Annotated in this window: 23 protein-coding genes; 11 read left to right on the forward strand and 12 right to left on the reverse strand. The window is 38.1% G+C overall.

The annotated features are described in order from the left end of the window. Positions 1–17 precede the first annotated feature (17 nt). Positions 18–2474, reverse strand: a complete 2457-nt coding sequence (locus G466_RS0106065) for a M14 family metallopeptidase (protein ID WP_026812861.1) — start codon at positions 2472–2474, stop codon at positions 18–20. A 213-nt stretch (positions 2475–2687) separates the two neighbouring features. On the opposite strand from G466_RS0106065, the gene bshC reads away from it, so the two are divergent. Both bshC and G466_RS0106075 read left to right on the forward strand, forming a co-directional pair. Then, complete coding sequence (gene bshC, locus G466_RS0106070) at positions 2688–4289, forward strand: bacillithiol biosynthesis cysteine-adding enzyme BshC (RefSeq protein ID WP_026812862.1); 1602 nt, start codon at positions 2688–2690, stop codon at positions 4287–4289. A 73-nt stretch (positions 4290–4362) separates the two neighbouring features. After that, entirely contained in the window at positions 4363–5733 is a 1371-nt protein-coding gene (locus G466_RS0106075) for a pyridoxal phosphate-dependent decarboxylase family protein (RefSeq protein WP_026812863.1), read from the forward strand. A gap of 17 nt (positions 5734–5750) precedes the next feature. Here G466_RS0106075 and G466_RS0106080 read toward each other — a convergent pair whose 3' ends face one another. After that, positions 5751–6299 (reverse strand): pyridoxamine 5'-phosphate oxidase family protein, encoded by a 549-nt coding sequence (locus G466_RS0106080; protein ID WP_051315542.1) that lies wholly within the window; start codon positions 6297–6299, stop codon positions 5751–5753. A 316-nt stretch (positions 6300–6615) separates the two neighbouring features. On the opposite strand from G466_RS0106080, the gene guaA reads away from it, so the two are divergent. The 4 genes from guaA (at position 6616) to G466_RS0106100 (ending at position 11339) form a co-directional block, all read left to right on the forward strand. Continuing rightward, the gene (guaA, locus tag G466_RS0106085) at positions 6616–8148 is read left to right on the forward strand and encodes a glutamine-hydrolyzing GMP synthase (RefSeq protein ID WP_026812865.1); all 1533 of its coding nucleotides are present in this window, start codon (positions 6616–6618) and stop codon (positions 8146–8148) included. 107 nt (positions 8149–8255) lie between these two features. Beyond that, entirely contained in the window at positions 8256–10406 is a 2151-nt protein-coding gene (locus G466_RS0106090; RefSeq protein ID WP_229797179.1) for a LysM peptidoglycan-binding domain-containing protein, read from the forward strand. A gap of 7 nt (positions 10407–10413) precedes the next feature. Further along, the gene (locus G466_RS0106095; protein WP_026812867.1) at positions 10414–10818 is read left to right on the forward strand and encodes an OsmC family protein; all 405 of its coding nucleotides are present in this window, start codon (positions 10414–10416) and stop codon (positions 10816–10818) included. Next, positions 10806–11339, forward strand: a complete 534-nt coding sequence (locus tag G466_RS0106100; protein ID WP_026812868.1) for a DUF922 domain-containing protein — start codon at positions 10806–10808, stop codon at positions 11337–11339. Before G466_RS0106095 ends, G466_RS0106100 begins: the two co-directional genes overlap by 13 nt. A 57-nt stretch (positions 11340–11396) precedes the next feature. Here G466_RS0106100 and G466_RS0106105 read toward each other — a convergent pair whose 3' ends face one another. Then, a complete protein-coding gene (locus G466_RS0106105; RefSeq protein ID WP_026812869.1) occupies positions 11397–12266 on the reverse strand; it encodes a hydroxypyruvate isomerase family protein in 870 nt (289 codons plus the stop codon). A gap of 297 nt (positions 12267–12563) precedes the next feature. Between G466_RS0106105 and G466_RS0106110 the strand changes: the two genes are divergently transcribed. The 5 genes from G466_RS0106110 to G466_RS0106130 all read left to right on the forward strand — a co-directional run bounded on the left by G466_RS0106110 (position 12564) and on the right by G466_RS0106130 (position 18985). Continuing rightward, complete coding sequence (locus G466_RS0106110; protein ID WP_026812870.1) at positions 12564–12800, forward strand: DUF3820 family protein; 237 nt, start codon at positions 12564–12566, stop codon at positions 12798–12800. A gap of 60 nt (positions 12801–12860) precedes the next feature. After that, complete coding sequence (locus G466_RS0106115; protein WP_026812871.1) at positions 12861–14483, forward strand: CTP synthase; 1623 nt, start codon at positions 12861–12863, stop codon at positions 14481–14483. 135 nt (positions 14484–14618) lie between these two features. After that, positions 14619–16475 (forward strand): membrane protein insertase YidC, encoded by a 1857-nt coding sequence (yidC, locus tag G466_RS0106120; protein ID WP_026812872.1) that lies wholly within the window; start codon positions 14619–14621, stop codon positions 16473–16475. 262 nt (positions 16476–16737) lie between these two features. Continuing rightward, on the forward strand, positions 16738–17928 hold the full coding sequence (gene mnmA / locus G466_RS0106125) for a tRNA 2-thiouridine(34) synthase MnmA (RefSeq protein ID WP_026812873.1): 1191 nt from the start codon (positions 16738–16740) through the stop codon (positions 17926–17928). Positions 17929–18043: 115 nt separating this feature from the next. Next, positions 18044–18985, forward strand: coding sequence for an NAD(P)H-dependent flavin oxidoreductase (locus G466_RS0106130; RefSeq protein WP_026812874.1), 942 nt, complete (start codon positions 18044–18046; stop codon positions 18983–18985). 27 nt (positions 18986–19012) lie between these two features. Here G466_RS0106130 and G466_RS0106135 read toward each other — a convergent pair whose 3' ends face one another. The 9 genes from G466_RS0106135 to G466_RS0106160 all read right to left on the reverse strand — a co-directional run bounded on the left by G466_RS0106135 (position 19013) and on the right by G466_RS0106160 (position 25186). Next, positions 19013–19525 carry a DinB family protein gene (locus tag G466_RS0106135; protein WP_026812875.1) on the reverse strand — a complete coding sequence of 171 codons (513 nt, stop codon included), beginning with the start codon at positions 19523–19525 and terminating at the stop codon, positions 19013–19015. Positions 19526–19530: 5 nt separating this feature from the next. After that, positions 19531–19767, reverse strand: coding sequence for a DUF2007 domain-containing protein (locus tag G466_RS0106140; protein WP_026812876.1), 237 nt, complete (start codon positions 19765–19767; stop codon positions 19531–19533). A 107-nt stretch (positions 19768–19874) separates the two neighbouring features. Next, positions 19875–20108, reverse strand: coding sequence for an SCO family protein (locus G466_RS24420; RefSeq protein WP_229797178.1), 234 nt, complete (start codon positions 20106–20108; stop codon positions 19875–19877). Positions 20109–20134: 26 nt separating this feature from the next. After that, positions 20135–20530 carry an SCO family protein gene (locus G466_RS24425; RefSeq protein WP_229797177.1) on the reverse strand — a complete coding sequence of 132 codons (396 nt, stop codon included), beginning with the start codon at positions 20528–20530 and terminating at the stop codon, positions 20135–20137. A 53-nt stretch (positions 20531–20583) separates the two neighbouring features. Next, positions 20584–21351, reverse strand: a complete 768-nt coding sequence (locus G466_RS23775) for a tetratricopeptide repeat protein (RefSeq protein ID WP_157373816.1) — start codon at positions 21349–21351, stop codon at positions 20584–20586. Positions 21352–21413: 62 nt separating this feature from the next. Next, positions 21414–21596 carry a hypothetical protein gene (locus G466_RS23780; RefSeq protein WP_157373817.1) on the reverse strand — a complete coding sequence of 61 codons (183 nt, stop codon included), beginning with the start codon at positions 21594–21596 and terminating at the stop codon, positions 21414–21416. A 60-nt stretch (positions 21597–21656) separates the two neighbouring features. Continuing rightward, the gene (locus G466_RS23785; protein ID WP_189356656.1) at positions 21657–22286 is read right to left on the reverse strand and encodes a hypothetical protein; all 630 of its coding nucleotides are present in this window, start codon (positions 22284–22286) and stop codon (positions 21657–21659) included. Between the two features lie 521 nt (positions 22287–22807). Then, on the reverse strand, positions 22808–24142 hold the full coding sequence (locus G466_RS0106155; RefSeq protein ID WP_026812877.1) for a DUF58 domain-containing protein: 1335 nt from the start codon (positions 24140–24142) through the stop codon (positions 22808–22810). A 39-nt stretch (positions 24143–24181) separates the two neighbouring features. After that, the gene (locus tag G466_RS0106160) at positions 24182–25186 is read right to left on the reverse strand and encodes an AAA family ATPase (RefSeq protein WP_026812878.1); all 1005 of its coding nucleotides are present in this window, start codon (positions 25184–25186) and stop codon (positions 24182–24184) included. Between the last annotated feature and the right edge of the window lies 1 nt (position 25187).

Below are 25187 nucleotides of genomic sequence, written 5' to 3' on the forward strand. Positions count from 1 at the left end.
GTCTGGTTATTTTATATTTATTGCACCATAAATAGGGCGTTCACAAAAAAGAGCTTCCCATTTTCCCAAAATCCTCGGAATAAAGGGTTATCCACCATATAGATAACTTGTCCTTTGCCGTGATTTTCTACTCCAAATACTAGTGTTTTCTGTATTTCTTTCAATGCCTCGCTTCCAGCAAAACCAGAAACAGGAGAACTATTTTCTTCTAAATAGGCTACATTACCGGTATCTAACCTGTCATATGCTGCTTTCCCGAGTTTAAGTGTATAATAATGATCGGGATATCCATATGCCAAGGGGTGAGTAGGGTCTACTTTGGTTTTGAAAATAGCCCCGGTGATACTACTTTTAATATATTCTCGTTCAGAATCCTCATAGACGTGATTGCTTACTAGGCTGTCTTTCTCAATTTTCTTCTCCTTTATTCCGAATCCTTTTTCCCCATTAATGCCTTTAATGGCACCCTCCATAGCTATTAATTTTCCTCCATTTTTGACAAACTTCTTTAAGCTTGCCAATTTTGCCTCATCAAAGAAGCTATTATACCATCCATTTGGCAAGATTAGGACATCATACTCCGATAGCGCTACTCTGTTGTAATAATTGGAGTCTAGAATAGTGACCGGGTAATTTAATTGTTGCTCAAAGAAATGCCAAATTTCGCCAAATTGCAGAGTGCTTGTTGGCTCACCAGATAAAATGGCAATTTTAGAGTCGGTGATCATGGGTACAGAGCTAGAACCAAAATCTTTCCCTTTTTCCACAAAACCCGATTCGGTAGCGGTAAGATTAATTTTTAGCTTTTTAGAAATGGCTTCTAAGGACGTTAAAAAGGTTTTGTGGTTTTTATTATCGGCTGTGGTAATGATTAAACTACCTCGGTCAAACACCTTACCTTCTACAGTAAATGGTAGGTTGGCGTAACGCACTCTAATATTTTGTTTTAAAAGTTGCGATAAAAATCGGGCGTCCTTCATACTTGTCCAATTTGCAATATAGGCGTAAGCGTCCTTGGACAGTTCGCTAAAGGTTTTCCCAGTATCCGCAATAGTATTCTTAGGACTTGATTTTACCAGTGTTTTTGAGGCAACGACATCTAAGCCATAGGCATAGGCCAAAGACCAAGCAGTTATGTCATAGGTAAGGGAATCACTTAGTTTGGTGTTGGGTTCCAAGAGAACCTTTACCATAGTTCCCTTGGTTTGGTCTGTAGAAACTACCATATTGTTGGATGAGGTCTTTATGGTATTTATTTTCCCAGAACCGTAATCATAACCTTTTACAGAGCTATTTTCCGCCCATCCGTAGTTTATTTCGTGTGACTTCAATAAGTTTTCCAGAGCCTCCAATTTGTCGGGGTCACCGCTTAGTACGTAACTCTTATGTTCGAAATCGATATTTTGAAAGAATTTTTGAAACTCCTTATTTAACAGGGTTGTATTTTGGGATGCTACCTCTACGGTTGAAAGGCCAGTTGTTAAATGATGGGAAATACGATCTTTTAACGTAAGCGTGTCGCCAATGCTGGTTTTAATTCCCAATCCGGCGCGGCCACTACCACCTTGCTCATAAGTCATGCCAATGCTTCCATTGTAGGTGGGGTAGGTGTCGCCATAACTAGGATATAGCAGATCGAAAATCTCTTTAGTAAAATAAAACCAACCGTTGGCGTCAAAATATTTTGCATGGTTTTTTCCGATGACTTTTTGGAAATTGCGCTGAAAATCAGTGACCACTTCGTGATAAGGTTCGGCTGCAGGAGCAAAGAAGTAAGGGTTGTCTACACCCTGCTCATGAAAATCCACATGGATATGGGGGAGCCATTGGTTAAACATTTTTATACGTTGCTGACTTTCCACTTGGGTTAACCACGCCCAATCTCTGTTTAAATCGAACATGTAGTGATTAGATCTCCCGTTCAACCAACCTTCATGATGCTCTTTGCTGTTTGGATCTACGTTGTGAGGAGTGTTTTTGTTTTGATAATACCAGTTAACATATCTATCGCGCCCATCTGGATTGAGGCAGGGGTCTATGATTACCACGGTATCCTCCAAATAGTCTGATTTTTTGGTCAATAATTCATAGATGGTTTGCATGGAGGTTTCTGTACTAACACTTTCGTTTCCGTGAACATTATAACTGAGCCAGACAATTGCTTTTGATGGCAAATCACCACCCTTGGTGTTGTTTAAATGAGCTTCACGGATAGATTCCAGATTGCTTATATTTTCAGCACTTGATACATAGGCCAGAATTAACGGTCTTTGTTCGTTAGTTACCCCATATTGCTTTAACTGTACGCGCTCAGGAGCTTTGGATGCGAGGTGATTGTAGTAATCCACCACTCTATGATGTCTTGTAAAGGCAGTACCCAATTCATATCCCAAAAATTGGGAGGGCGATTGTATTTCTTGTGCAATTCCAACTGTGGCAACCAATAGCAGTAGGGAGAATAGTACTCTTTTCATATTAAATGTGGATTTATTAACTAGTAACCAAATCTAAGGAATAATGCTGATATTATAATGTTGGTATAGGGATATACCCGCATAATTCAATTTCAGGGCAACGGCAATTGTCAAATCGCCTTAATAAAATGGTTAATTAAACTTCTTAACGTATTTTTAGGACGTGAAAAAAGGGTTAACCCCTATATTTACCGAAGCAATTACCAATATTTTATGGACATCAAAGGCATACCCTTTAAAAAAACCGGTTACTTTTCTGATTTAATATGTGATTATTTGGAGGGGAATCCAACTTTGGATCCCTTTTATAATAGAAAGCCTCAACTGGCGGAGTTTAAAGAACAAATAAAGGAAAAGTCTAATTTTAGTCTTGCCAATAGACAGATATTATATACCGTATTAAAGAAGCAATATCAGAATTCCAAAACTTCCAGTACTACGGAAACCAATATTTTATTGTTAAAGGAAAAATCCACATATACCGTAGTCACAGGCCATCAATTAAACTTATTCACGGGTCCCCTGTATTTTCTATATAAGATTATTACCACCATAAATCTTACCAAAACCCTGAAACGAAAATATCCCGAAAATGATTTTGTTCCCATTTACTGGATGGCAACAGAGGATCACGATTTTGAAGAAATTAATTTCTTTAATTTCCGAGGGAAAAAATTACAATGGAACAAAGAGGCCTCTGGAGCTGTTGGTTCTTTAGATACGAATGGTTTACAAGCTATATGTGATGCTTTTTCCAATGAAATGGGGAAAAGTATAAATGCTAATAAACTTAATGAATGGTTTAAAAAAGCCTATTTGGAACATGATACCCTAGATGATGCTACCCGTTACCTTGCCAATGAACTTTTTGGAGAATATGGTTTGGTGATATTGGATGGGAACGATCCGCAATTAAAGAGCATTTTTATTCCGTATATAAAAAAGGATCTCTTGGAGCAAAAATCTTATAAAATGGTGGATAAGACCACTGCAAGATTAGAGGAATTAAAGGGAAATTATGGGATTCAGGTTAATCCTAGAGAGATCAATTATTTTTATTTGGTAGATGGGGTGCGCGAAAGAATAGTAGAGCAGAATGGAAGATATTTCGTTAACGATACTAAGATCCAATTTACGAAAGAGGAAATTTTAAAGGAATTGATGAATCATCCGGAAAGATTCTCGCCAAATGTACTGACCAGGCCCCTATATCAGGAGGTGATTTTGCCTAATTTATGTTATATAGGAGGGGGAGGTGAACTGGCTTATTGGCTCCAGCTAAAAGCTATGTTTACTGAAATGGAGGTTCCTTTCCCAATGCTTTTGCTTCGAAATTCAGCCTTGGTAATAACTCAAAAGCAATATGAGAAATTAGACAATATGAATATCTCCATTGCGGATTTGTTTTTAGGGCAAAGTAGCTTTATCAATAAGAAAATTCGAGAAATTTCTAATATCGATATCGATTTTACTCCTCAAAAGGATCATCTAAAGCAACAATTTAAAGGTCTTTATGAATTGGCTAACATTACGGATGCATCGTTTTTGGGAGCAGTAAAGGCCCAGGAAGTGAAACAGCTTAAAGGGTTGGATCATTTGGAGAAACGGCTATTGCGAGCACAAAAAAGAAAATTGGAAGATCAGGTAGTGCGAATGACGGAAATTCAAAACCAGCTTTTTCCTAATAGATCCCTACAGGAGCGGAATCTTAATTTTTCAGAACTCTACTTGGAATATGGAGAACGGTTGATTCCTTCTTTGATGGAGGCGCTAGATCCATTTGCTGGAGATTTTACGATTATAATGATGGATTAGCAAAAGCCATGCCCACAATTTATATCACACTAGTATTTAGGATTTTATTTTTAAAACACCGCTGACTATGTCCATGCACAAAGTAGATTTTGAAATGGTAGAAATGACCTTGGATGTCATGAAATATGCCATAGGTCGTCTTACCCACCCTGCCCCGGAATTGGGAAAGCCTAAAAACGAGGCTGAATTAAGGGATTTGGTGGGAGAAACTATCACCCCCCTTGGAATTGGAGGAGAGAAAGCATTTAATTTGTTCAAGGATGTTTTGATAAAGGCTACTGTCCCAATAGACCACCCCAGACATTTGGCATTTGTGCCTGCATCGCCAACTAAGGCGGCTGTAATGTTTGACCTTGTTACTTCGGCCTCCAGTATTCACGGGGCCTACTGGATGGAAGGAGCTGGTGGTATATTTTGTGAGAATGAAGCCATGAAATGGTTGGTATCCTTAACCGGATTACCTAAGGGGGCTTTTGGAGTTTTTACAAGTGGAGGAACGGCGGCCAACCTCTCTGCTATGGTAACGGCTAGAGAATATTGGAGAAAGGATCCTAATAATAGAGGAAAGAAAGGAATAATAATTACTTCTAGTGGAGCGCATTCTTCGGTAAAAGCAATGGCCAAGGTAATAGATTGCGATGTGCTTCTAGTAGAGACGGAGGAAGAAATGACCTCTGAGGCACTCAAGGAAAAAATAGAGGGTTTAGATCCGCAAGAACGTCAGCGTTTGTTTGCAGTAGTGGCTACAGGTGGTACTACCAATGCAGGGATTATAGATGACTTATGGGGAATTGGAGCGCTCTGCCAGGAGAAGCACCTTTGGTTTCATGTAGATGCGGCTTATGGGGGAGGAGCGTTGGCTTCCAAAACGGCCAGGCCGCTATTTAAAGGATTGGAGAAAGCAGATAGTATTACCATAGATCCACATAAATGGCTGTTTTCGCCTTATGACTGTGGCGCCGTTCTATACAGGGAGCCTGAGTTAGCCAAGGAAGCGCACTCACAAGAAGGTTCTTATTTGGAGATTTTTAACGATGAAGGCGCTCGCGGGTTTAATCCTTCTGACTATCAAATACAGCTTACCCGTAGAGTAAGGGGCCTGCCACTGTGGTTCTCCTTGGCTATGCACGGTACAGATAAATATTCCTGGGCAGTAGACAGAGGTATTGAATTAGCTAATTTGGCGGGTGAATTAATAACTAAAAACCCCTTGGTAGAATTGGTGAGGGAGCCAAGTCTTTCTTGTGTGCTCTTTAGGAGGATAGGATGGTCTGCCCAGGACTATACGGATTGGACCTATAAAAATCACAGGGAAGGATTTGCATTAGTAACACCTACAAAATTTAAAGTTCAAGGGAATTATGAAACGGTGGCGCGTTTTTGCTTTATTAATCCCGCAACCACCGAAAACGATATAAGCATGATCTTGGCATCTATGGAATAAAATATGTATTTCGGAAGTTAAGGAACAATGAATTCGCTATCCCATTCGTTGTCTTTCTTAGAGAAACGGATCCGAGTGTGGTTTGGTTGTCCCAATTTTAAATATTCAATTTTATAAGGGAAGATCTCTACTACGCAGAAATGATTTTCTTTAGAGAGGTATTCCAACTTGCTGGGATCGCTTATAATAGTTCCGGGCGATGGGCTTGTGGTATATTCTTTTTTTGCGATATCTGGAATTGAATCCCAGTATACCTCCTTTGTTGCTGTATCATGTTTATAGCTGGCTATTCCCTCTATTCTTAATTGGAGTAGTTTTTCTGGGTGGTATAAGAGTAGGCTTACTTTTTTATTTTCTTTTAGGTGGGTTATTTTTTTAGATCGTTTGTCGGTGTAGAAAGTAATTTTCAATTCCTTGTCCACGTCTCGCATTACCACCGTTCGCAATCGGGCCATTTGGTCTAGTCCAACCGTTGCAAAAGTAAAGAATCTAAAGGGATGGCCCTTTTCTGTGGGACCGCGTTGTAATTCTTGTCTAATCTGCTCTAAATAAACCGTGCCCATCATGAATTTTAATTAATCAAATAAAGGTAAAAAGAAATGTTGAGGTAGGGCACTTTTGGAATATTTTTACTACAGGGCAAGTTAATAAAGTGGGCTTAGTAAAATTAAATATGATGGATTGGGATTTATCGGGATTAGGCTTTTTATATTGAATTATTGGTTTGCCAGATTAAGATTCCTATATTTTCCCTGTTATATTGTTTTAATTTATCGGGAGAGATGTAAATTAAATGGGTATTTTTGGGCCGGATTTATGATGGTTTTCATAAATAACCATTAAAGTTGTTTTTCAAAAATTTTCAATTTACTATTTTTGCCCATGCAAAATAACGTCCTCATTTTAGATTTTGGTTCCCAGTATACACAACTCATTGCCAGAAGGGTTAGGGAGCTTAATATTTTCTGCGAAATTAAGCCATATAATCATTTACCCGAAGATGTATCGGTGTACAAAGCGGTAATCCTTTCCGGATCTCCATTTTCAATTCGCGCCGAAGATGCCCCGCATCCAGATCTCTCTCAGATAAAAGGCAAGAAACCACTTTTAGCAATTTGTTATGGCGCTCAATATTTGGCGCATTTCAATGGCGGTATGGTTTCTCCTTCTAGCACTCGGGAGTATGGCAGGGCCAAACTTTCATTCATAGATCATAAAGAACCTTTCTTTAATGGTATTTCCGAAGGAAGTCAGGTTTGGATGAGCCATAGCGATACAATAAAGGAATTGCCAACAGGATCTACGAAATTGGCGAGTACCCCAGATGTGGAGAACGCGGCTTATAAAATTAATGGAGAAGATACATACGCAATCCAATTCCATCCAGAAGTGTATCATACTACGGACGGAAAGCAATTGTTGGAGAATTTTCTTGTAAATATTGCTGGATTGGCACAAACTTGGACACCCGATTCTTTTGTGGAAACAACGGTAGCCGAGCTTAAGGATAAAATTGGGAAGGAGAAGGTCATACTAGGGCTTTCTGGAGGAGTAGATTCTACCGTAGCTGCAGTGCTTTTGCATAAGGCAATAGGGAAAAATCTTCACTGTATCTTTGTCAATAACGGTTTGCTACGTAAAAATGAATTCCAAGCCGTACTGGATCAGTATCAAGGAATGGGATTAAATGTAAAAGGTGTGGACGCTTCGGCACGCTTTTTGGATAATCTGGAAGGGGAAAGCGACCCAGAAACGAAAAGAAAAACCATTGGAAGGGTGTTTATTGAAGTTTTTGACGATGAATCCCATAAAGTGGAAGATGCTAAATGGTTGGCGCAAGGGACAATTTATCCGGATGTGATTGAATCTGTTTCAGCAACCGGTGGGCCGTCTGCAACAATAAAAAGCCACCATAATGTTGGTGGATTGCCAGACTATATGAAGTTGAAAGTTGTAGAGCCGTTGAGAATGTTATTTAAGGATGAGGTAAGAAGGGTAGGAGCTAGTTTAGGAATAGATAAGGAACTGTTGGGAAGACATCCTTTCCCAGGTCCAGGATTAGCTATCCGTATCCTAGGGGATATCACCCGAGAGAAAGTAGCAATCCTTCAGGAGGTTGATGCAATCTTTATCAGTGGTCTAAAAGAATGGGGCCTATATGATAAGGTTTGGCAGGCAGGAGCTATCCTTTTACCAGTAAATAGTGTAGGGGTAATGGGAGATGAGCGTACCTATGAAAAGTGCGTAGCATTAAGAGCTGTTGAAAGTACAGACGGGATGACGGCTGATTGGGTAAACCTGCCCTATGAGTTTTTGCAAAAAACCTCCAACGATATTATTAATAAAGTAAGAGGTGTAAATAGAGTAGTGTACGATATTAGTTCTAAACCGCCAGCAACCATTGAGTGGGAGTAGAAGACTATATAGAGGAATAAAATTATTCTAAATACGTTAAAAGAGTAATCTTAAGTTGAGTTTAATTTAATAAATCCAGGATAGTGAAATTAAATAAAAAAGCAATATTGACCACGTTTCTCATGCTATTCATTGGGGTATGTGCCGTTGCCCAAAAATTCACAACTCATTCCGTTAAGGAAGGGGAGACATTGGAAGGTATTGCAAAACAATACAAGGTTTCTGAACTTGGAATTTTAAATTATAATAAGGAAGTTAAGAAAGGTCAAGCTATAAAAGCTAACACCATCCTTGTTATTCCCTTGGTTGGTGATGCCAATAAATCGGAAGTAAAACAGAAAACAGAGGTGGGCGTAAATGCCCTACTGGATAAGCTACAAGGGAGCGAATCGGAAGTTGGTAAGGTGGAACCTGTTGGGTTTATATCTCATAGAACAAGGAGAAAGGAAACCTTATACGGGATAGCCAAAAGATACGATGTTACAGAAGATGACATAAAGCGGTTCAATAGAGAGCTGTATTCTGTTCAGCTGAAAAGAGGTATGACCTTAAAGATTCCCAAATACAGAAAAGTAAAGGAAGCTGAAAATGTTCATGAAGAAGGGAATTATGAGGTGTATAAAGTTCAGCCCAAAGAAACTAGATGGAGTATTGCACATAAATTTGGAATTACGCTAGATAGCCTATTGGTTTTAAACCCCGACTTGTCTAAAACTACAGATCATTTGGCAAATGGACAGGAGCTGTTGGTTCCTAAGTTAGTAAAAGGAGAGATTAAGAATCAAAAAACTCAATTGTATACTTCATATACTGTTCCTCCAAAACAGACTTTTTATAGTTTGGAGAAGAAATTTGGATTAAGTTCGGAAGAGCTTATCAAATTGAACCCGGAAATTAAAGAGCGTGGTGGATTAAAAGAGGGAATGGTACTTCAAATTCCTGTAAAAACAGCCAATTCGGGAGTGGTTAATACCGAGAATTTTAACTTTTACGAAGTTAAACCTAAGCAAACCGAATTTTCACTTACCCGTAAATTGGGAATTACTTACAGGGAGCTGCTAGATTTAAACCCAGATTTAAAAGATGGTTTAAAAGCGGGAATGGTATTGAAACTTCCAAAAAATCAGACTGGAAATTTTGATGTGAAGAATGCCCTTATTCTAGATAAAATCAATTTAATAGATAGTATCAATCCACTGTTTAAACCTAAACTTTTATTCCTATTGCCATTTAGGTTCGATAGGTTGAACCTAAATGAAACGGAATCGGTAACCAATGCTATTAAAAAAAGAAAGGACGTAAGATATAGTCTTGGTTTGTATTCTGGAGCGCTGATGGCAATAGATTCGGTAGCTAAATTAGGAATATCTGTAGACGTAAAGACCTATGATACGGAATTGAGCATGGACCGCACGAGAACTATTCTGCAACAAGAAAATCTAAATGGGGTTTCTGCTATTTTTGGTCCATTAGAACCTGTTTCCCTTAAAGAAGTAGCATTGCAAGCAGCTAATTATAACATTCCAGTAATTGCGCCTTTAACTGAAGGGAGCGATTTAAGTTTGAGTAATGTGTTTTTTGCCATGCCCTCTAAAAAAGTAATGAGAGACCGATTGTTGACCTATGTTTCCGATATTAGGACTGATCAAAAAATTATCGTCATTGCAGATTCAAAGAATAAGTCCACAGAAGCAGTATTATTAAAGCAATTTCCAGGTGCTAGTACGGTAACTTTAAAGGAGGACAGAACCTTGGATATAAATAAAATTTCTGCTTTATTGTCGCAGACATCAGATAACTATATATTCTTGGAAACAGACCAGGCCACTGTGGTTCATCATGCGGCATCCTTGCTCAATTCCTTGGTAAGTAACAAGAAAAACATTAAACTGTTAACAACGGATAAAAATGCTGCCTTTGATAATGAGGTGGTCTCTTATTCCCATATGTCTAACCTTAGATTCACCTATCCTTCGGCTTCGCGAAGAGTTAGTAGTAATTCCTTTACTAAGGCTTATAGCGCTAGGTTTGGAGCAGAGCCCGATGAGTATGCGATAAGAGGTTTTGATATTGCCTATGACCTGCTATTGAAAATTGCTTATAAAAATAATCTGATAGATGCTTCCAAGTTAATTGGGGGTACAGAATATATTGGCAACAAATTTAATTACACTAAGAACTTTACTTCTGGTTATTTTAATGATGCTGTCTATATATTAGAGTTCCAAAATATGGAAGTGGTAGAATTAAAAGAATAATATAACAATGACTTCAAAAGTAACCTATTTAGGAGATCTAAGAACTAGTTGTGAGCATTTGCTCTCAGGAAATAGTTTTGTTACCGATGCCCCTTTGGACAACCATGGGTTGGGGCAGGCCTTCTCACCAACAGATACTATTGCCACAGGTTTGGCAAGTTGTATGTTTTCTGTAATGGGAATAAAAGCAAGAAGTTTGGACGTAAATCTCGTGGAGTCTACGGCAGAGGTTACCAAGTTTATGGAGGCCGATCCTAGACGTATAGTAAGAATAGATGTTAATTTTAAACTACCTAAAGCTATTTCTGATAAGAACAGAAAAATCTTAGAGAATACCGCAAGAACCTGTCCTGTTCACTATAGTCTTCATCCTGATATTGTTAGGAATATATCGTTCCATTGGGAGCTATAAAGGTCTGTATTACTTTTATCTTTTTACTTATAGTGCAGTTAGGGCTTGCGCAGCAGAAGGATGACGTGCTTTGGCAGCGAGAAAATAGATTGGAATGGTCCGATTTTAAAGGAAAGCCTTCCCGCACATCCAATGCCTCAGCAGTTACTGCCAGTGGAATAGCATATAGCTTTTCTACTTTCCGAAAGAATGACAAAATAGAAATCGATTTTCAGGTCACTAGCTACTTCTATCCTCAAAATTCGTGGGTTAGGAATACTATTACAGATACTTTGATCCTAAATCATGAGCAACTGCACTTTGATATAACCGAAATCTATACTCGTAAGTTACGCCGTGAATTTGCTGAGGCCACTTTTAGTGATAATGTTAAAGCTGAGGTGAAAGCAATCTATGAGCAAATCATAAAAGAGCTAAACGACTTTCAAAATCTTTACGATAAAGAAACCAATTTCTCTCGCAATTATGAAAAGCAATTGGAATGGAATAAACAGGTGAGCATGGCATTGGAACAACACTAGCCTGTTGAAAGATGAATTTTAAGATTACCTAAGTTTAAAAATTTTATTATTCACTAATTATACGTCACAAATAGTTACGCCTTCTTTAAGAGCAGCAATCTTATCTTCCCATGTAGGAATAAATTCCTGAGCTACATATCCTGTATATCCTGTTTCTAAAATACTTTTCATAATTGCAGGATAATATAGTTCCTGAGTTTCATTTATTTCATTTCTCCCTGGATTTCCTCCAGTGTGGTAATGGCGAAAAAAAGGATGGTATTTCTTAATAGTTCTAATCACATCCCCTTCCATTATTTGCATATGGTAAATATCATATAGCAATTTAAAATTTTCGGAATCGAATGCCTTACACAGCGCTACACCCCATTCCGAGTTGTCGCACATGTAATCCTCGTGGTCCACTTTTGAGTTTAAAAGTTCCATTTGGATAAGTACATCGTGTTTGGCAGCCAAAGGCAGAATCTGTTTTAGGCCCTCCACACAGTTTTTTAGACCCACTTCGTTATCCATGCCCCTCCTGTTACCGCTAAAACAGATAAGATTGGTGTAACCGGCTTCAGCAACCTTGGGAATCATTTCAGTATAATTTTTAATTAAGGTTCTATGGTATTTAGGTTCGTTCCAACCTTCGGTAAGACTAATCTCAGCCCCGTTGCACATAGACGAATGTATATTGTATTTTTTTAGTAAAGGCCAATCTTTTGGTCCAATTAGGTCTATTGCCTTTACCCCTAAGCTTTTTAATGATTGTAAAAAATCTTCTAGGGGGATTTTACCATAACACCAATAGCAAACGCTGTGATTAATATTGTTCTTAAGTTTATTAGAACCATGTATATTAGACTTCATGGCGCTTCCACTACTGTATGTTAGCATTCCTACAGATGCCACTGTTGAGGTGCCTATAAATGTTCTTCGTTTCATTTTAATTGGCTTTTTAAATTTGTGAGGAGTCCTTGGCTCTTTTCTTTAAAGTTCTAAAATTCTCTAATGGTTGAATTGTTTTGATGTTAATTTTCAGCGCGATCAATGCTATGCTTACGCGTTAATATTTACCTATAGGAAAAGTTGGTCTATGTATAAATATAGTTGAATTGAATTTAATAGCTTAAAGTAATCTAATTACTCTCTATTATCTTCATAAAAAATAATGGACTTTCATTTATATCAAAGAATTGGTAGGCCCATGCGAAGTTGGTATCTTTGGGTATAATATAAGTTATGAATGTAGTCCCAGATAAAAGACATTTGATCGAATTGGCGCATTATCGGATGCCTTTTGGAAAATTTAAAGGGAGGTATTTAGTAGACCTTCCCGAACCTTATTTAATATGGTTTCAACAGAGTGGATTTCCCACAGGAAAGTTGGGAGATTTGCTCAAATCAATGCTAGAGATTAAAATAAATGGACTGGAGGGGCTAATTCGTAAAATTCAAAAAGATTTTCCACGGTATTAACTATAAATTGTGATTGCAATTTGTATTTTTGCTCGCGTTAAGAATTCAACCTAACGCTTCATGTCACAAACTAAATATATTTTTGTAACCGGTGGGGTTACCTCATCCCTTGGAAAGGGGATTATCGCGGCCTCTCTTGCCAAATTATTACAGGCAAGAGGTTATAGAACTACGATTCAAAAATTAGATCCATATATCAATGTGGACCCAGGTACCTTAAATCCCTATGAACATGGGGAATGTTATGTGACCGATGATGGAGCCGAAACCGATTTGGATTTGGGCCATTATGAAAGATTCCTTAATGTTCGCACTTCACAGGCAAATAACGTTACTACTGGAAGAATCTATCAAAGTGTGATAGAGAAAGAGAGAAGGGGTGAGTTTTTAGGTAAAACCGTTCAGGTGGTGCCTCATATTACCAATGAAATTAAAGAACGAATTCAGCTTTTAGGAAAAAGTGGGGATTATGATATCGTTATTACCGAAATTGGAGGTACTGTTGGTGATATAGAATCCTTACCCTATATAGAATCTGTGCGTCAGTTGCTATGGGAGTTGGGAGATAACAATGCTATTGTAATTCACCTAACCTTAGTACCTTATTTATCCGCCGCAGGTGAACTGAAAACGAAGCCAACACAACATTCCGTAAAGACCTTGATGGAAAGTGGAATTAAGGCCGATATCCTAGTGTGCAGAACTGAGCATGATATCTCTGATGATATAAAGGAAAAATTGGCTTTGTTCTGTAATGTGAAGCGAGAGGCAGTAATCCAGTCTATAGACGCGTCTACCATATATGATGTGCCAATTCTAATGCAAGAAGAAGGCCTAGATACGGTAACCTTGAAAAAATTAAATTTACCGGATGACGTTATACCCGATCTTACCCATTGGAATCAATTCTTGGAATGGCACAAAAATCCTAAGAATGAGGTTACAGTTGGATTAGTTGGGAAATACGTGGAATTACAGGATTCCTATAAATCTATATTAGAGTCTTTTATTCATGCTGGTTCTGTAAATCACGTAAAAGTTAAAGTTAAAACTATTCACTCCGAACATTTAAAAGGGAAGGCCTTAGAGAAGCAATTAACAGGTCTAGACGGTATTTTAGTGGCGCCTGGTTTTGGCGAAAGGGGAATAGAAGGCAAGATAAAAGCAGTTCAATTTGCACGGGAAAATAAAATTCCATTTTTAGGAATTTGCCTTGGAATGCAAATGTCTGTGATAGAATACGCCAGAAATGTATTGAAATTGGAACTAGCCAATTCTACGGAGATGGATGAAAGTACACCAGATCCAGTTATCAATATCATGGACGAGCAAAAGAATATTGTAAATAAAGGCGGGACCATGCGCTTAGGCTCCTGGGACTGTGAATTAACAAAGGATAGCTTGGCCCATAAGATATACCACGGAGCAGCGGTTATTTCGGAGCGTCATAGACATAGATATGAGTTTAACAACGCATATAAGCAACAGTTTGAAGCAGCGGGATTGGTAGCTACAGGAATAAATAAGGAAACTGGATTGGTGGAGATTGTAGAAATACCGTCGCATCCTTGGTTCATTGGGGTACAATATCATCCCGAGTACAAGAGTACAGTAGCTAATCCCCACCCTTTATTTGTTGCATTTATCAAGGCAGCACTAAAGCATCAAGAAGAAACAAAATAGCAGTAAAAAGAATTAGATAATGTCGCTCTAGTATATTAAGTGCTAATGGACATATATTTGCAAATTGAAAAACTTGTGTCCAATTCGGGAATAATTTTCTGAATAGTCAAAAGATCAAGTAAAATTATACGTTAGATGGAAGAGAATAAATTGGATATTAATACCATAATTGGCTTTGTGCTGATTTTTGGAATCCTTGTTTTTATGTTTTGGCAAAACCAACCGACCCCAGAAGAGTTGGCAGCGAAAAAAGCCGAACAAGAGCAGGTGGAGGCGACCAAAGCGGTACAATCCGAAGCAAGTGAACCCGTTGCTACTGCACCAATTCCTGTAGATGCAAATGACTCAATCGCTGTTGCAAATTATAAAAATGCAATGGGGTCGTTTGGTTATACCTCACCTAAGGAAGGGACAACTATCTTGGAAAACGATCTTCTTTATTTAGAAATTAGTAACAAAGGGGGGCAGATTGTAGAAGCCACCATGAAGGATTTTGTTACTTACGATTCTATTCCTGTTTATCTAGTAAAAGATAATAATGCAAGTTTTGGTTTAGTTTTTTCCACTTCGGATAATAGGGTATTACATTCCAAAGATTTGTATTTTGAACCTACGCTAACTAGCTCTGGAGATACTCAAGTGCTTTCCATGAAAGCCAAAGTTTCGGCAGATAAGTATTTGGAGTATCGATATGAAATGAAACCAGATGAGTATTTGGTTGGTTTTCAATTGCGCTCACAAGGATTAAACGGGGTAATAAATAACAGTGGCCCTATTAATTTAGATTGGAAATTAAAAGGTATACGACACTCTAAAAGTGTGCAGTATGAAAATAGATATACCAGGCTTACCTATAATCATAAAGGAGGTAAAATTAGTAAGCTCTCAGAAGGAAGTACTGAGGAAGAGTTGGAAAGTGATGTAAAGTGGTTGTCGTATAGGCAACATTTCTTTAGTTCCATATTAACCAATTCTGATAATTTTGAGTCGGCCAAATTAAGTTCAGTTAATTTGGTGGAAGAAGAAAGTCGCACCCAAGGTTTTACGAAAGAATTTGCGGCAGAAATACCATTGAAATTGGAAGGTGGAGAGCTAGCTTATAATCTTAATTGGTACTACGGGCCTACTGATGTAAAGGTATTGGCACAATATAAAGAATTAGGTCTGGATGATTCTATTCCCTTCGGATGGGGAATTTTTGGTTGGATCAACAGATACATGTTTACACCGATCTATACTTTTTTAAGCTCATTCATCCCTTTTGGAATCGCTATTGTGGTTATGACCATTTTAGTGCGTTTGGTAATGTCTCCTGTAACGTATAAGTCTTATTTATCACAGGCTAAGATGAAGGTTTTAAAACCAGAAATTACCGAACTAAATGAGAAGTACAAGGACAATGCTATGAAAAAGCAACAAGAAACTATGAAGCTTTATAACAAAGCTGGGGTGAGTCCTATGAGTGGTTGTATACCGGCATTGTTGCAAATGCCTATTTTCTATGCATTGTTTATGTTCTTCCCTACTTCCTTTGCCATGAGGCAAAAGTCGTTCCTATGGGCAGATGACCTTTCATCTTATGATGCAATTGCACATTTACCTTTTAGTATTCCATTCTATGGGGATCATGTAAGTTTGTTTCCAATTTTGGCCTCCGTTGCCATCTTCTTTTATATGATGATGACTACTGGACAAAATATGCAGACGCAACCAGGAATGCCTAATATGAAGTTCATTCTTTATTTATCGCCGCTAATGATGTTGTTTTTCTTTAACAACTATGCGAGTGGATTGAGTTTGTACTATTTTGTATCTAACCTAATTACTATTTTTATAATGTTGGCCATTAAGAACTTTATCCTAGATGAGGATAAGATTCACGCTCAAATTCAAGAGAACAAAAAGAAACCTAAAAAGGAAAATAAGTTCCAAAGAAAGATGAGGGAAATGATGGAACAGGCAGAAGAACAAAAGAAGTTAGGGAAGAAGTAATCCCCTATACCCTTAAAAAGTAAAAGCTCCCATTATCCAATTTTATGTTGGGTTTTGGGAGCTTTTTGGTTTAGTTTGGTAACATTTGGGACTGTAAAGATTCACATTATGTTCAGTTCTACAAACTAATAGTTGTAAAGGGATTCTTTTTGTATGTTAACTAAGGTGCTTTTGATGTTTATCTAATTTTGGGAAATCATTAGAATTATATTTTAAGGCAACCAATTGTCAATTTTGTATTTTTGCATATTAATTAAAGGTGATGAAAAAGGTAGTAGTAGGACTTTCAGGAGGGGTAGATTCCAGCGTAACCGCATATCTCTTAAAAGAGCAGGGATATGAGGTGATTGGGCTTTTTATGAAAAATTGGCACGACGATTCTGTTACGATTTCGAAGGAATGTCCTTGGTTAGAAGACAGTAACGATGCGCTTATTGTAGCTGAAAAATTGGGAATCCCTTTTCAAACTGTCGATTTGAGTGCCCAATATAAGGAGCGTATTGTAGATTATATGTTCCGGGAGTACGAAATGGGGAGAACACCAAATCCCGATGTACTGTGCAATAGGGAAATAAAATTTGACGTTTTTATGAAAATTGCCCTGCAACTGGGTGCCGACTATGTTGCTACGGGTCATTATTGTAGAAAAGGGACTATAATTAATGAAGATGGTTCAGAAACCTATCAGTTATTGGCCGGTGCCGATGCTAATAAGGACCAATCGTATTTTCTATGTCAACTTTCTCAAGAACAGCTTGCAAAAACCCTGTTTCCAATAGGAGCGTTACAAAAATCTGAAGTAAGACAGATTGCTGCAGAAAACGAGCTGATTACCGCCGATAAAAAAGATTCGCAAGGACTTTGTTTTATTGGGAAGGTAAGATTGCCTGAATTTTTACAACAAAAATTAAGTCCTAAAAAAGGAGTTATTGTAGAGGTACCTTCGGAATTGCCACAACTTCATAACGAAACGCCTGAATTTAATTCCAAACAGGAAGAGCTATCCTTTTATGCTCAAAAACCAGTTTATCAGGTAACAGATGGTAAGGTAGTGGGCGAGCACCAAGGAGCACATTATTTTACTAAAGGCCAGCGAAAAGGGCTAGATGTTGGTGGAACCAAGGAGCCTTTGTTTGTCATTGAAACCGATGTTGAGGAGAATGTAATTTATACCGGGCAAGGCAAGAGGCACCCTGGACTTTTTAGAAAAACGCTTTTTGTAAATCTAGAAGAACTTCATTGGGTGCGCACAGATTTGGCTTTGGAAGTGGACCAATCCATGGAGGTTATGGCTAGGATACGTTATCGTCAACCTTTACAGAAAGCTACGCTATACAGAATTGATGCTGGTCTATACGTAGATTTTGAGGAAAAACAATCCGCTATGACAGAGGGACAGTTCGTAGCTTGGTATATTGGTGAAGAATTAGTAGGTTCGGGAGTAATATCTTAATTGTCCATAACTCCTTCATTTATTGAGAAGGTTGTTGGGTGATTTTTTATTGAGCTTTTACGATATCAAATGGATTTAATCCACTAAGTTATTCATTCCAAAATTCGGGCAATTAATGCAGAACAGAATCACTACGCTTTTTAATATTTCCTATCCTATAATTCAGGCAGGTATGGTCTGGGCCAGTGGCTGGCGATTGGCTTCTGCAGTATCAAACGCAGGTGGCTTGGGAGTTATTGGCGCTGGGTCTATGTACCCAGAAGTGCTTAGAGAACATATTCTTAAATGTAAGCAGGCCACGGACAGGCCTTTTGCCGTAAACGTTCCCATGTTATATCCAGATATTGATAAGCACATGGATATTATTGTGGAGCTAGGGGTGAAAATTGTTTTTACCTCAGCAGGAAATCCAAAAACCTGGACCGGCTTTTTAAAGGAAAAGGGCATTACCGTAGTACATGTGGTGAGTAGTGTAAAGTTTGCCCTAAAGGCAGAAGAAGCTGGGGTAGACGCCATTGTAGCAGAAGGGTTTGAAGCAGGAGGTCACAATGGAAGGGACGAAACTACTACACTAACGCTACTACCTGCTGTTAAGGAGAAAATAAACATACCTATTATTGCTGCTGGCGGAATCGCTACAGGAAAATCAATGTTGGCTGCTATGGTTTTAGGGGCCGATGGGGTTCAAGTAGGAAGTAGGTTTGTGGCTAGTGATGAGGCTTCATCTCATCCCGACTTTAAGCAAAAGGTAGTAGAAGCCGGTGAAGGAGCAACTAAACTGACCTTAAAAGAGCTTGCCCCCGTGAGAATGCTTAAAAATAAGTTTTTTCACGATATTCAAGATGCATATGCTAAGGGAGCTACCGTAGAGGATCTTAAAACTTTATTGGGACGTGCTAGAGCAAAACGTGGAATGTTTGAAGGAGATATGGAAGAAGGAGAGCTAGAAATTGGTCAGGTGGCAGCCATCATCCACGATATAAGACCTGCTGCAACCATTGTTCAGGATATGATTACTGAATTTAAAGAAGCGCAAAAGGAAGCTGCTAGATTTTAAGAAGCAATTACAGAAGGTATAGTCTTATTATAACACGCGTATAGTCACCAACATCTGGCCAATATGGCGCTGACTGTGTTCTGCAGCGTGAAATAAGAGACCGAGTACCGTAGAGGGTAGTTTTTTACGACCCACCGTGCGGGCCATGGTCAGTTCGGATTCTGGTAATTGTTTGAACAATAATAGTGCTTCCTCTACCTTTTTATCAAACTTACTAACCAAACCGGAAACCGTAATGCTGGAATTGGGTTGCCCTTCCTGTTTTAAGTATTGGAACTGTTGCTCGGAAAGTGATCTATTCTGTGCATAAGTCATTATCCGATCTAAGACTCCTGTTAAATGCTGCATATGAAATCCTACCGAGGCACAACCCGAAGGTTTTTCCCAAAGCAGGTTATCTGGAAAATTGACTGTATAAAGTGATAGTTCCATTCTAGATTGCAATAAGGCATGAGCTGCTGGCTGCAAAAAGGATGAAATCCCTTCAATAGGGCCTCGTAACCAATATTCAGGTTCTGTTGGTGTAGTTATTTTGGCCATAGTTATTATTCAGAATCAGTAATTGCTGTAACCCGATCTACTACGGATTTAGCCTTATCAGCTTCTTCACTTTGGACATAGATTTCTTGAACCCCCTGCATTGCGGAAGGAAAACCTGCTAACCGCCCCGATTCAGTCTCATCCTTTATAACGGGTGTTATACCGATATCCATTAGCTCTGCTTTAATTCTATTCGAAATCAGAAAATTTCCAGAAAATATTTTTATATAATCGCTGTCCATAGTCTCCTTTTTTAAGATTCATTTAAAGTTAACAAATATTAGGAGATAGCATACGGAAATGGGCAATTTATAATCATTAGGAATCACTGGGAAAATGAGTTGACCAATTATTCGGTTTTAAGGATGCTTATATCCTTTATCAATCGATTTACCTCTTCATCGAGAGTGCCATTATAAATTCCCCTAATCTGCTTTGCTTTATCTACAAGTACAAAATTTGGGGTATGGATAAAATCTTGAAATCCGCCATCCTCTTCATCTACAGCCGCAAAAAAGCGCTTTCTTGCCAAATCGTGAATATGCTTTTTATTACCTGTAGTAATATTCCATTTGGATTGCACTGCGCCATTTTTATTAGCAAATTCCCTTATACGGGTACACTATCTAATACTGGAATTACAGAGAGGGATAGGAGCTTAACCTCCTCGTCTTCTATGAAGAAGTCTTGCATTTTATTCATATTGTTTGTCATGATTAGGCAGATACTAGGGCAGCAGGTAAAGAAAAAATCTGCAACATAAATTTTGTCCTGATAGTCTAAGTGGCTAACACTATCCCCATTTTGGTTGATAAGGCTAAAATTGGCGACAACATGATTAATAGAATCCTTTTGTTTGCTAAGATCCACTAATTCTGAGTTGAAGTCTGTGGGATTGTAGATGGGGAGTTGCTTCGTTTCCGCTGTTAAATTTTTACTTATATAAACAAGGAGCATTGCAATAATTAATATTGTTATACTACTTGAAAACCTCCTGTTTCCCATACTTTTCGTCTTAATTAACTCATTAAAAATAAACTTCTATAGCATTATCCTATTTAAAGTATAGAGCTGTTAATAGTTAAGTCGGCATACTGCCATGCGGCATCAAATTCTTTTTTTATGCCATTGGCTTCTTCCATTTTGTTCTGCGCCTTTAAACTGTGGTATAAACCAATAAGGGACCACCCGTTTTGGCGAAGTGCATTTAAATCTTCTTTAAAGCGCATCTCTGCTTCTTCATACTTTTCGGCTTTTAGTAAGACCGCGCCTAAGCTTTGTCGTACAGGAATATGCCAAGGAGCAGGTTCGCTATAGATTAATTGATCCTCAAAGTTCACCCCTCTATTCAAATGTTCTATTGCCTTAGGTAGATTGCCTTCGGCAGCGGCAAGTTCACCAGCTACCACTTCGTAGGCCACTTTGGCTATAATAGAAGAGGGATTGGTATAATTAGCAATGATTTTTTCTAGTTCAGGGTTGTTCCGCATTTTATTAAGTGCATCTAATTCTTCCTTAGCTTCTTTTAAGTTGTTTTTTCTTATAAAGTCAATACCACGTATATGATGCCAAATAAGTTTAAGATGCGAATATTGATCCCCAGGATAAGGTGTAGTTAAAATATCATTCCATTTTCCAAATCGGGTATACGCCAAAAGTGGGGTAGAAACGAAATCTTGTAAAAAGTGTAAATTTTCTAACTCCCCAATGGGGACTTTTTCGGCGGTTTTTTTAGCTGCGTCAATTGCAGTTTCGCTATCTCCCAATAAGCTGGCAGCTGACCATAGAAAGTGAAGGTTATGTGGGTAGTAGCCTAGGGGATACATTCCCTGAGCAAAACATTACGAAATATAATCTTCATCTGCTAAAATCGCCGCTTTATTGACTTCTACGGCATCTTTATATCTGCCACCCGGATATAAATATGAGAAGGCATGTGTACAATATGGCCTGCTGCTGGCATTAATGATCCCAACCTATCTGCACTAGGAACGGCGAGATTTGGGTGGGGAAGTTCCACCATATGTATATAGTAATGGTGTGCTCCAGGATGATCAGGATTCAACTGCATAGCGCGTTCTAAGGCAGCTTTTCCCTTTGGGGTGTTGGTAGCGGGATTCCCCTCACTATCTCAATAATTCCATGGCGTAGTATTCATTACCGCTTCGGCATACATCGTCTGTACGTCTGCATCTTCTGGAAAATTATTAGCAACCTCTGCCATGGCATTCATATAGGCCACATTGAGTTCCGCAATATCGGCAGATAAATCATTGCTGTATCTATGGGTCAATGCGGCTATTAAGGCTTGTTCTTTTGGGGAAGCATTAGCAGCTAGTTTTTTAGCTTTCATTAGTGCCTCGTACGATTTTAATTTTCGCTCATCATCTGGTAAAGCATCGTTTATATTTGGGCCTAGTACATAAGCCTGACCCCAATATGTCATGGCCGCTTTGGGATCTAGTCTACTTGCCTCCATGAAAGATCGGTGCGCTTCTGCATGGTTAAAGGCGTAGGCCAGTTTTAGGCCCTGATTGAAAAAAGTTTGTGCTTTTTCTATTTTTGTGCTTATACTAAAATGATGAGTTCCTAGATTTTCGAACAAGGGTGATATCTGCTGGGTCGTATCTACATTGCGCAACATAAATTTTGCTACTGTACATTTCATAAAATACATAGAGGCCTGTTGGGGTTTATTGATCACATCGTTTCCTTCAATATTATTTTCGGGTTTGGTCATTAAAAAAATAAAGAAATACATAGAGCGAGGATTCCTACTACCTCTACCGACTTTGTTTTTATCATATTATATTTTAGTGGTTAATGGAGCATAAGTGCCTATTATAAGGGAAACATTGAAAGACCTTTTATTTAAGAGGTTTAAATTCATTGTATTATAATTCAAATTGCTTGTTAGTACTAAGTGATCTAATTATATATCAAGTGTATTACTCCTTATATTACCTTGTTGATCAAGTTCTTTAAAAAAGGAAGGACCACTTTATAATGGTATTATAGCTAAAGTGAGTTATGCTTATTTTGCCTAGGTTGAACAATTAAACACCATTGATCAATGCACTATAATGGACTACATTTTTCTAAAAGTACCTGAAGGGGGAAGATATTCTTGATTTCGAGGGATAGATTCTAATATGGGAATCAAGGATATACTTGTTCCACGGTGTCTTAAAGATAGTTTATTTTGATTTTAACAACAAAAATAATTCTTTAAAATACTGAAAGTCTGCGCTGTGCTATTGGGTATTTTACGAAGTATTTTAATTACAGCAGTCCCCGTGCTTTAATTTCTAAATACTTGTTGATGGTATTAATTGTTAAGTTTTCTGGTTTGGTAAGTATGGTTTGTATACCGTGTTTGCGAAGCTCGTTTACAATGAGCTTTTTTTCATAAATAAACTTCTCGGCTATGGTCTTTTCAAATATTTGTTGCGTGGTTTGGGCCTTTTCTGCTACAAACCGATTGAGCTCTGTATTCTCAAAGAAAATAACCACCAATAAGTGTTGTTTTGCGATGGCCTTTAAATAGGGGAGCTGTCTTTCTAAAGCATCCAACGTTTCAAAATTAGTATACAGTATTAGCAGACTCCTATGGTTAATGTTTCTTTTTATATCAGCGTAAAGCAGACTATAATCGCTTTCTAAAAAATTGGTTTTTATATTATATAGTGTTTCTAGGATAAGGTTCATTTGCGCGCTTCGCCGTTCTGCCACCACCCTATTTTCTATTTTATTGCTAAAGGCAAACATGCCTGCTTTATCCTGCTTTTTTATTGCAATATTGGAAATTACCAGGCTAGAATTAACCGCATAATCTAACAGACTAAGTCCCTCAAAAGGCATTTTCATTACACGCCCCTTGTCTATGATAGAATATATGGGCTGAGATCTTTCATCCTGAAATTGATTTACCATCAAATGACCTCTTTTAGCCGTTGCTTTCCAATTAATATTTCGGATATCATCGCCTGGCACATAGTCCTTTATCTGTTCAAACTCCATGGTATGGCCAATTCTCCTTATTTTTTTTAGGCCATATTCAAACAGTCGATTTGTAAAGGCCATTAGATTGTATTTGCGAAGTTGTAGAAAAGAAGGATACACGGGTACTTCTTGTTGGTTGCAGAAAGTATACTTTTTAACCACTAGTCCAAGAGGGGAGTTGGCAAAAACATTTAAATTCCCAAAAACATATACGCCTCTTTCAGTAGGTCTTATCTGATAGGTATATCGTTTTTCCTTTCCCTTTCCAAGAGTAGAAATTATTCTAAAATCCCGTTTTTGGAATTGATGAGGTAGCTCATCCAGAATTTTAATCCTTACCGAAAACAAATAAGAATTAGAGAGCGAGATTTCAATCTCATTATCATCTCCGTTCGATAATTTTTCTGGAACTATACGCTTTCCCAAAAGGACTCCTTTTGACGCAAACAGGAGTAGGAAGTCCACCATAAATACCAATACAAAAACAAAAAACAATAGTTTAATCACTCCCATCAGATCAGGAAAAATATAGGACAAAATAAATCCTATGATAATTCCTGTTAAGACGATAAAAAACCGTTTCTCTAAATAGGTGTTTTTAAATATGTTTTTCAAAATTGGCTTCGTTTTTGGAAATAAAACTTTTTATGGTCTTTATCTTGGTACTTCCATAGTTTTAATAATTTGTTCTACCACCTTCTCAGGTGTAAGTCCCTCCATTTCGCGCTCAGGGGTTAATATAATCCGATGTCCTATAATGGCTGGGGCCACCTTTTTTATATCATCTGGTGTAACAAAATCGCGTCCGTTTATTGCGGCCATAGCCTTAGAGGCATCCATAATGGCAATAGAAGCCCTTGGAGATGCTCCAAGATATAAATTGGCATTTACCCGGGTATTATTTACAATGCCGGCTATATACTTCATCAAATTTTGCTCAATTATTATTTCCTTTATAATATCCTGATACGCGGCAATCTGTTCAGCAGTAAGTATGGGTGTTATTTGATCTTCGGCTACCTTATTTTTTTGCTGGTGCTTGTTTTCAAGGATTTTAATCTCTTCTTCCATGGAAGGATAGTTGACCTTTATTTTAAAAAGGAAACGGTCTAATTGCGCCTCTGGCAATCTATAGGTACCCTCTTGTTCAATGGGGTTCTGGGTGGCAAAGACCAAAAAGGGAGCTTGCATTTGATATTCCTTTGAGTCAATGGTGATTTGCCGCTCTGCCATGGCCTCAAATAAAGCAGCTTGGGTTTTCGCTGGAGCCCTATTTATTTCATCGATCAAAATAATATTGGAAAATATAGGCCCTTTTTTAAACTCAAATTCTGAGGTTTTTACGTTAAAAATAGAGGTCCCTAGAATATCACTAGGCATTAAGTCTGGTGTAAACTGAATTCTACTGAAATTCACGTTCAATGTTTTTGCCAAGAGTTTTGCGGTAATCGTTTTTGCTACCCCTGGTACCCCTTCAATTAAGGAATGTCCGTTGGCTAGGATAGAAATGATTAATAGTTGGATCATATCTTGCTGACCAACAATTATTTTTCCAAGCTCTGCCTTAATTTGAGCCACAGAGGTCTGTAATTCTCCTAGGTCTATTCTATTTGTAAATTCCAAAGGATTGCTGCCCTCTTCTTTTGTTATTTCTTCCATG

Origin of the sequence: Arenibacter certesii DSM 19833 (assembly GCF_000429545.1) — a bacterium.
GTDB lineage: Bacteria > Bacteroidota > Bacteroidia > Flavobacteriales > Flavobacteriaceae > Arenibacter > Arenibacter certesii.

Excerpts from the sequence above, each read along its gene's own strand:
- G466_RS0106065 (WP_026812861.1), bottom strand. The coding sequence starts at position 2,474 with ATGAAAAGAGTACTATTCTCCCTACTGCTATTGGTTGCCACAGTTGGA.
- bshC (WP_026812862.1), top strand. The coding sequence starts at position 2,688 with ATGGACATCAAAGGCATACCCTTTAAAAAAACCGGTTACTTTTCTGAT.
- G466_RS0106075 (WP_026812863.1), top strand. The coding sequence starts at position 4,363 with ATGCACAAAGTAGATTTTGAAATGGTAGAAATGACCTTGGATGTCATG.
- G466_RS0106080 (WP_051315542.1), bottom strand. The coding sequence starts at position 6,299 with ATGATGGGCACGGTTTATTTAGAGCAGATTAGACAAGAATTACAACGC.
- guaA (WP_026812865.1), top strand. The coding sequence starts at position 6,616 with ATGCAAAATAACGTCCTCATTTTAGATTTTGGTTCCCAGTATACACAA.
- G466_RS0106095 (WP_026812867.1), top strand. The coding sequence starts at position 10,414 with ATGACTTCAAAAGTAACCTATTTAGGAGATCTAAGAACTAGTTGTGAG.
- G466_RS0106105 (WP_026812869.1), bottom strand. The coding sequence starts at position 12,266 with ATGAAACGAAGAACATTTATAGGCACCTCAACAGTGGCATCTGTAGGA.
- G466_RS0106110 (WP_026812870.1), top strand. The coding sequence starts at position 12,564 with ATGAATGTAGTCCCAGATAAAAGACATTTGATCGAATTGGCGCATTAT.
- G466_RS0106115 (WP_026812871.1), top strand. The coding sequence starts at position 12,861 with ATGTCACAAACTAAATATATTTTTGTAACCGGTGGGGTTACCTCATCC.
- yidC (WP_026812872.1), top strand. The coding sequence starts at position 14,619 with ATGGAAGAGAATAAATTGGATATTAATACCATAATTGGCTTTGTGCTG.
- mnmA (WP_026812873.1), top strand. The coding sequence starts at position 16,738 with ATGAAAAAGGTAGTAGTAGGACTTTCAGGAGGGGTAGATTCCAGCGTA.
- G466_RS0106130 (WP_026812874.1), top strand. The coding sequence starts at position 18,044 with ATGCAGAACAGAATCACTACGCTTTTTAATATTTCCTATCCTATAATT.
- G466_RS0106135 (WP_026812875.1), bottom strand. The coding sequence starts at position 19,525 with ATGGCCAAAATAACTACACCAACAGAACCTGAATATTGGTTACGAGGC.
- G466_RS0106140 (WP_026812876.1), bottom strand. The coding sequence starts at position 19,767 with ATGGACAGCGATTATATAAAAATATTTTCTGGAAATTTTCTGATTTCG.
- G466_RS24425 (WP_229797177.1), bottom strand. The coding sequence starts at position 20,530 with ATGGGAAACAGGAGGTTTTCAAGTAGTATAACAATATTAATTATTGCA.
- G466_RS23775 (WP_157373816.1), bottom strand. The coding sequence starts at position 21,351 with ATGTATCCCCTAGGCTACTACCCACATAACCTTCACTTTCTATGGTCA.
- G466_RS23780 (WP_157373817.1), bottom strand. The coding sequence starts at position 21,596 with ATGCAGTTGAATCCTGATCATCCTGGAGCACACCATTACTATATACAT.
- G466_RS23785 (WP_189356656.1), bottom strand. The coding sequence starts at position 22,286 with ATGTATTTCTTTATTTTTTTAATGACCAAACCCGAAAATAATATTGAA.
- G466_RS0106160 (WP_026812878.1), bottom strand. The coding sequence starts at position 25,186 with ATGGAAGAAATAACAAAAGAAGAGGGCAGCAATCCTTTGGAATTTACA.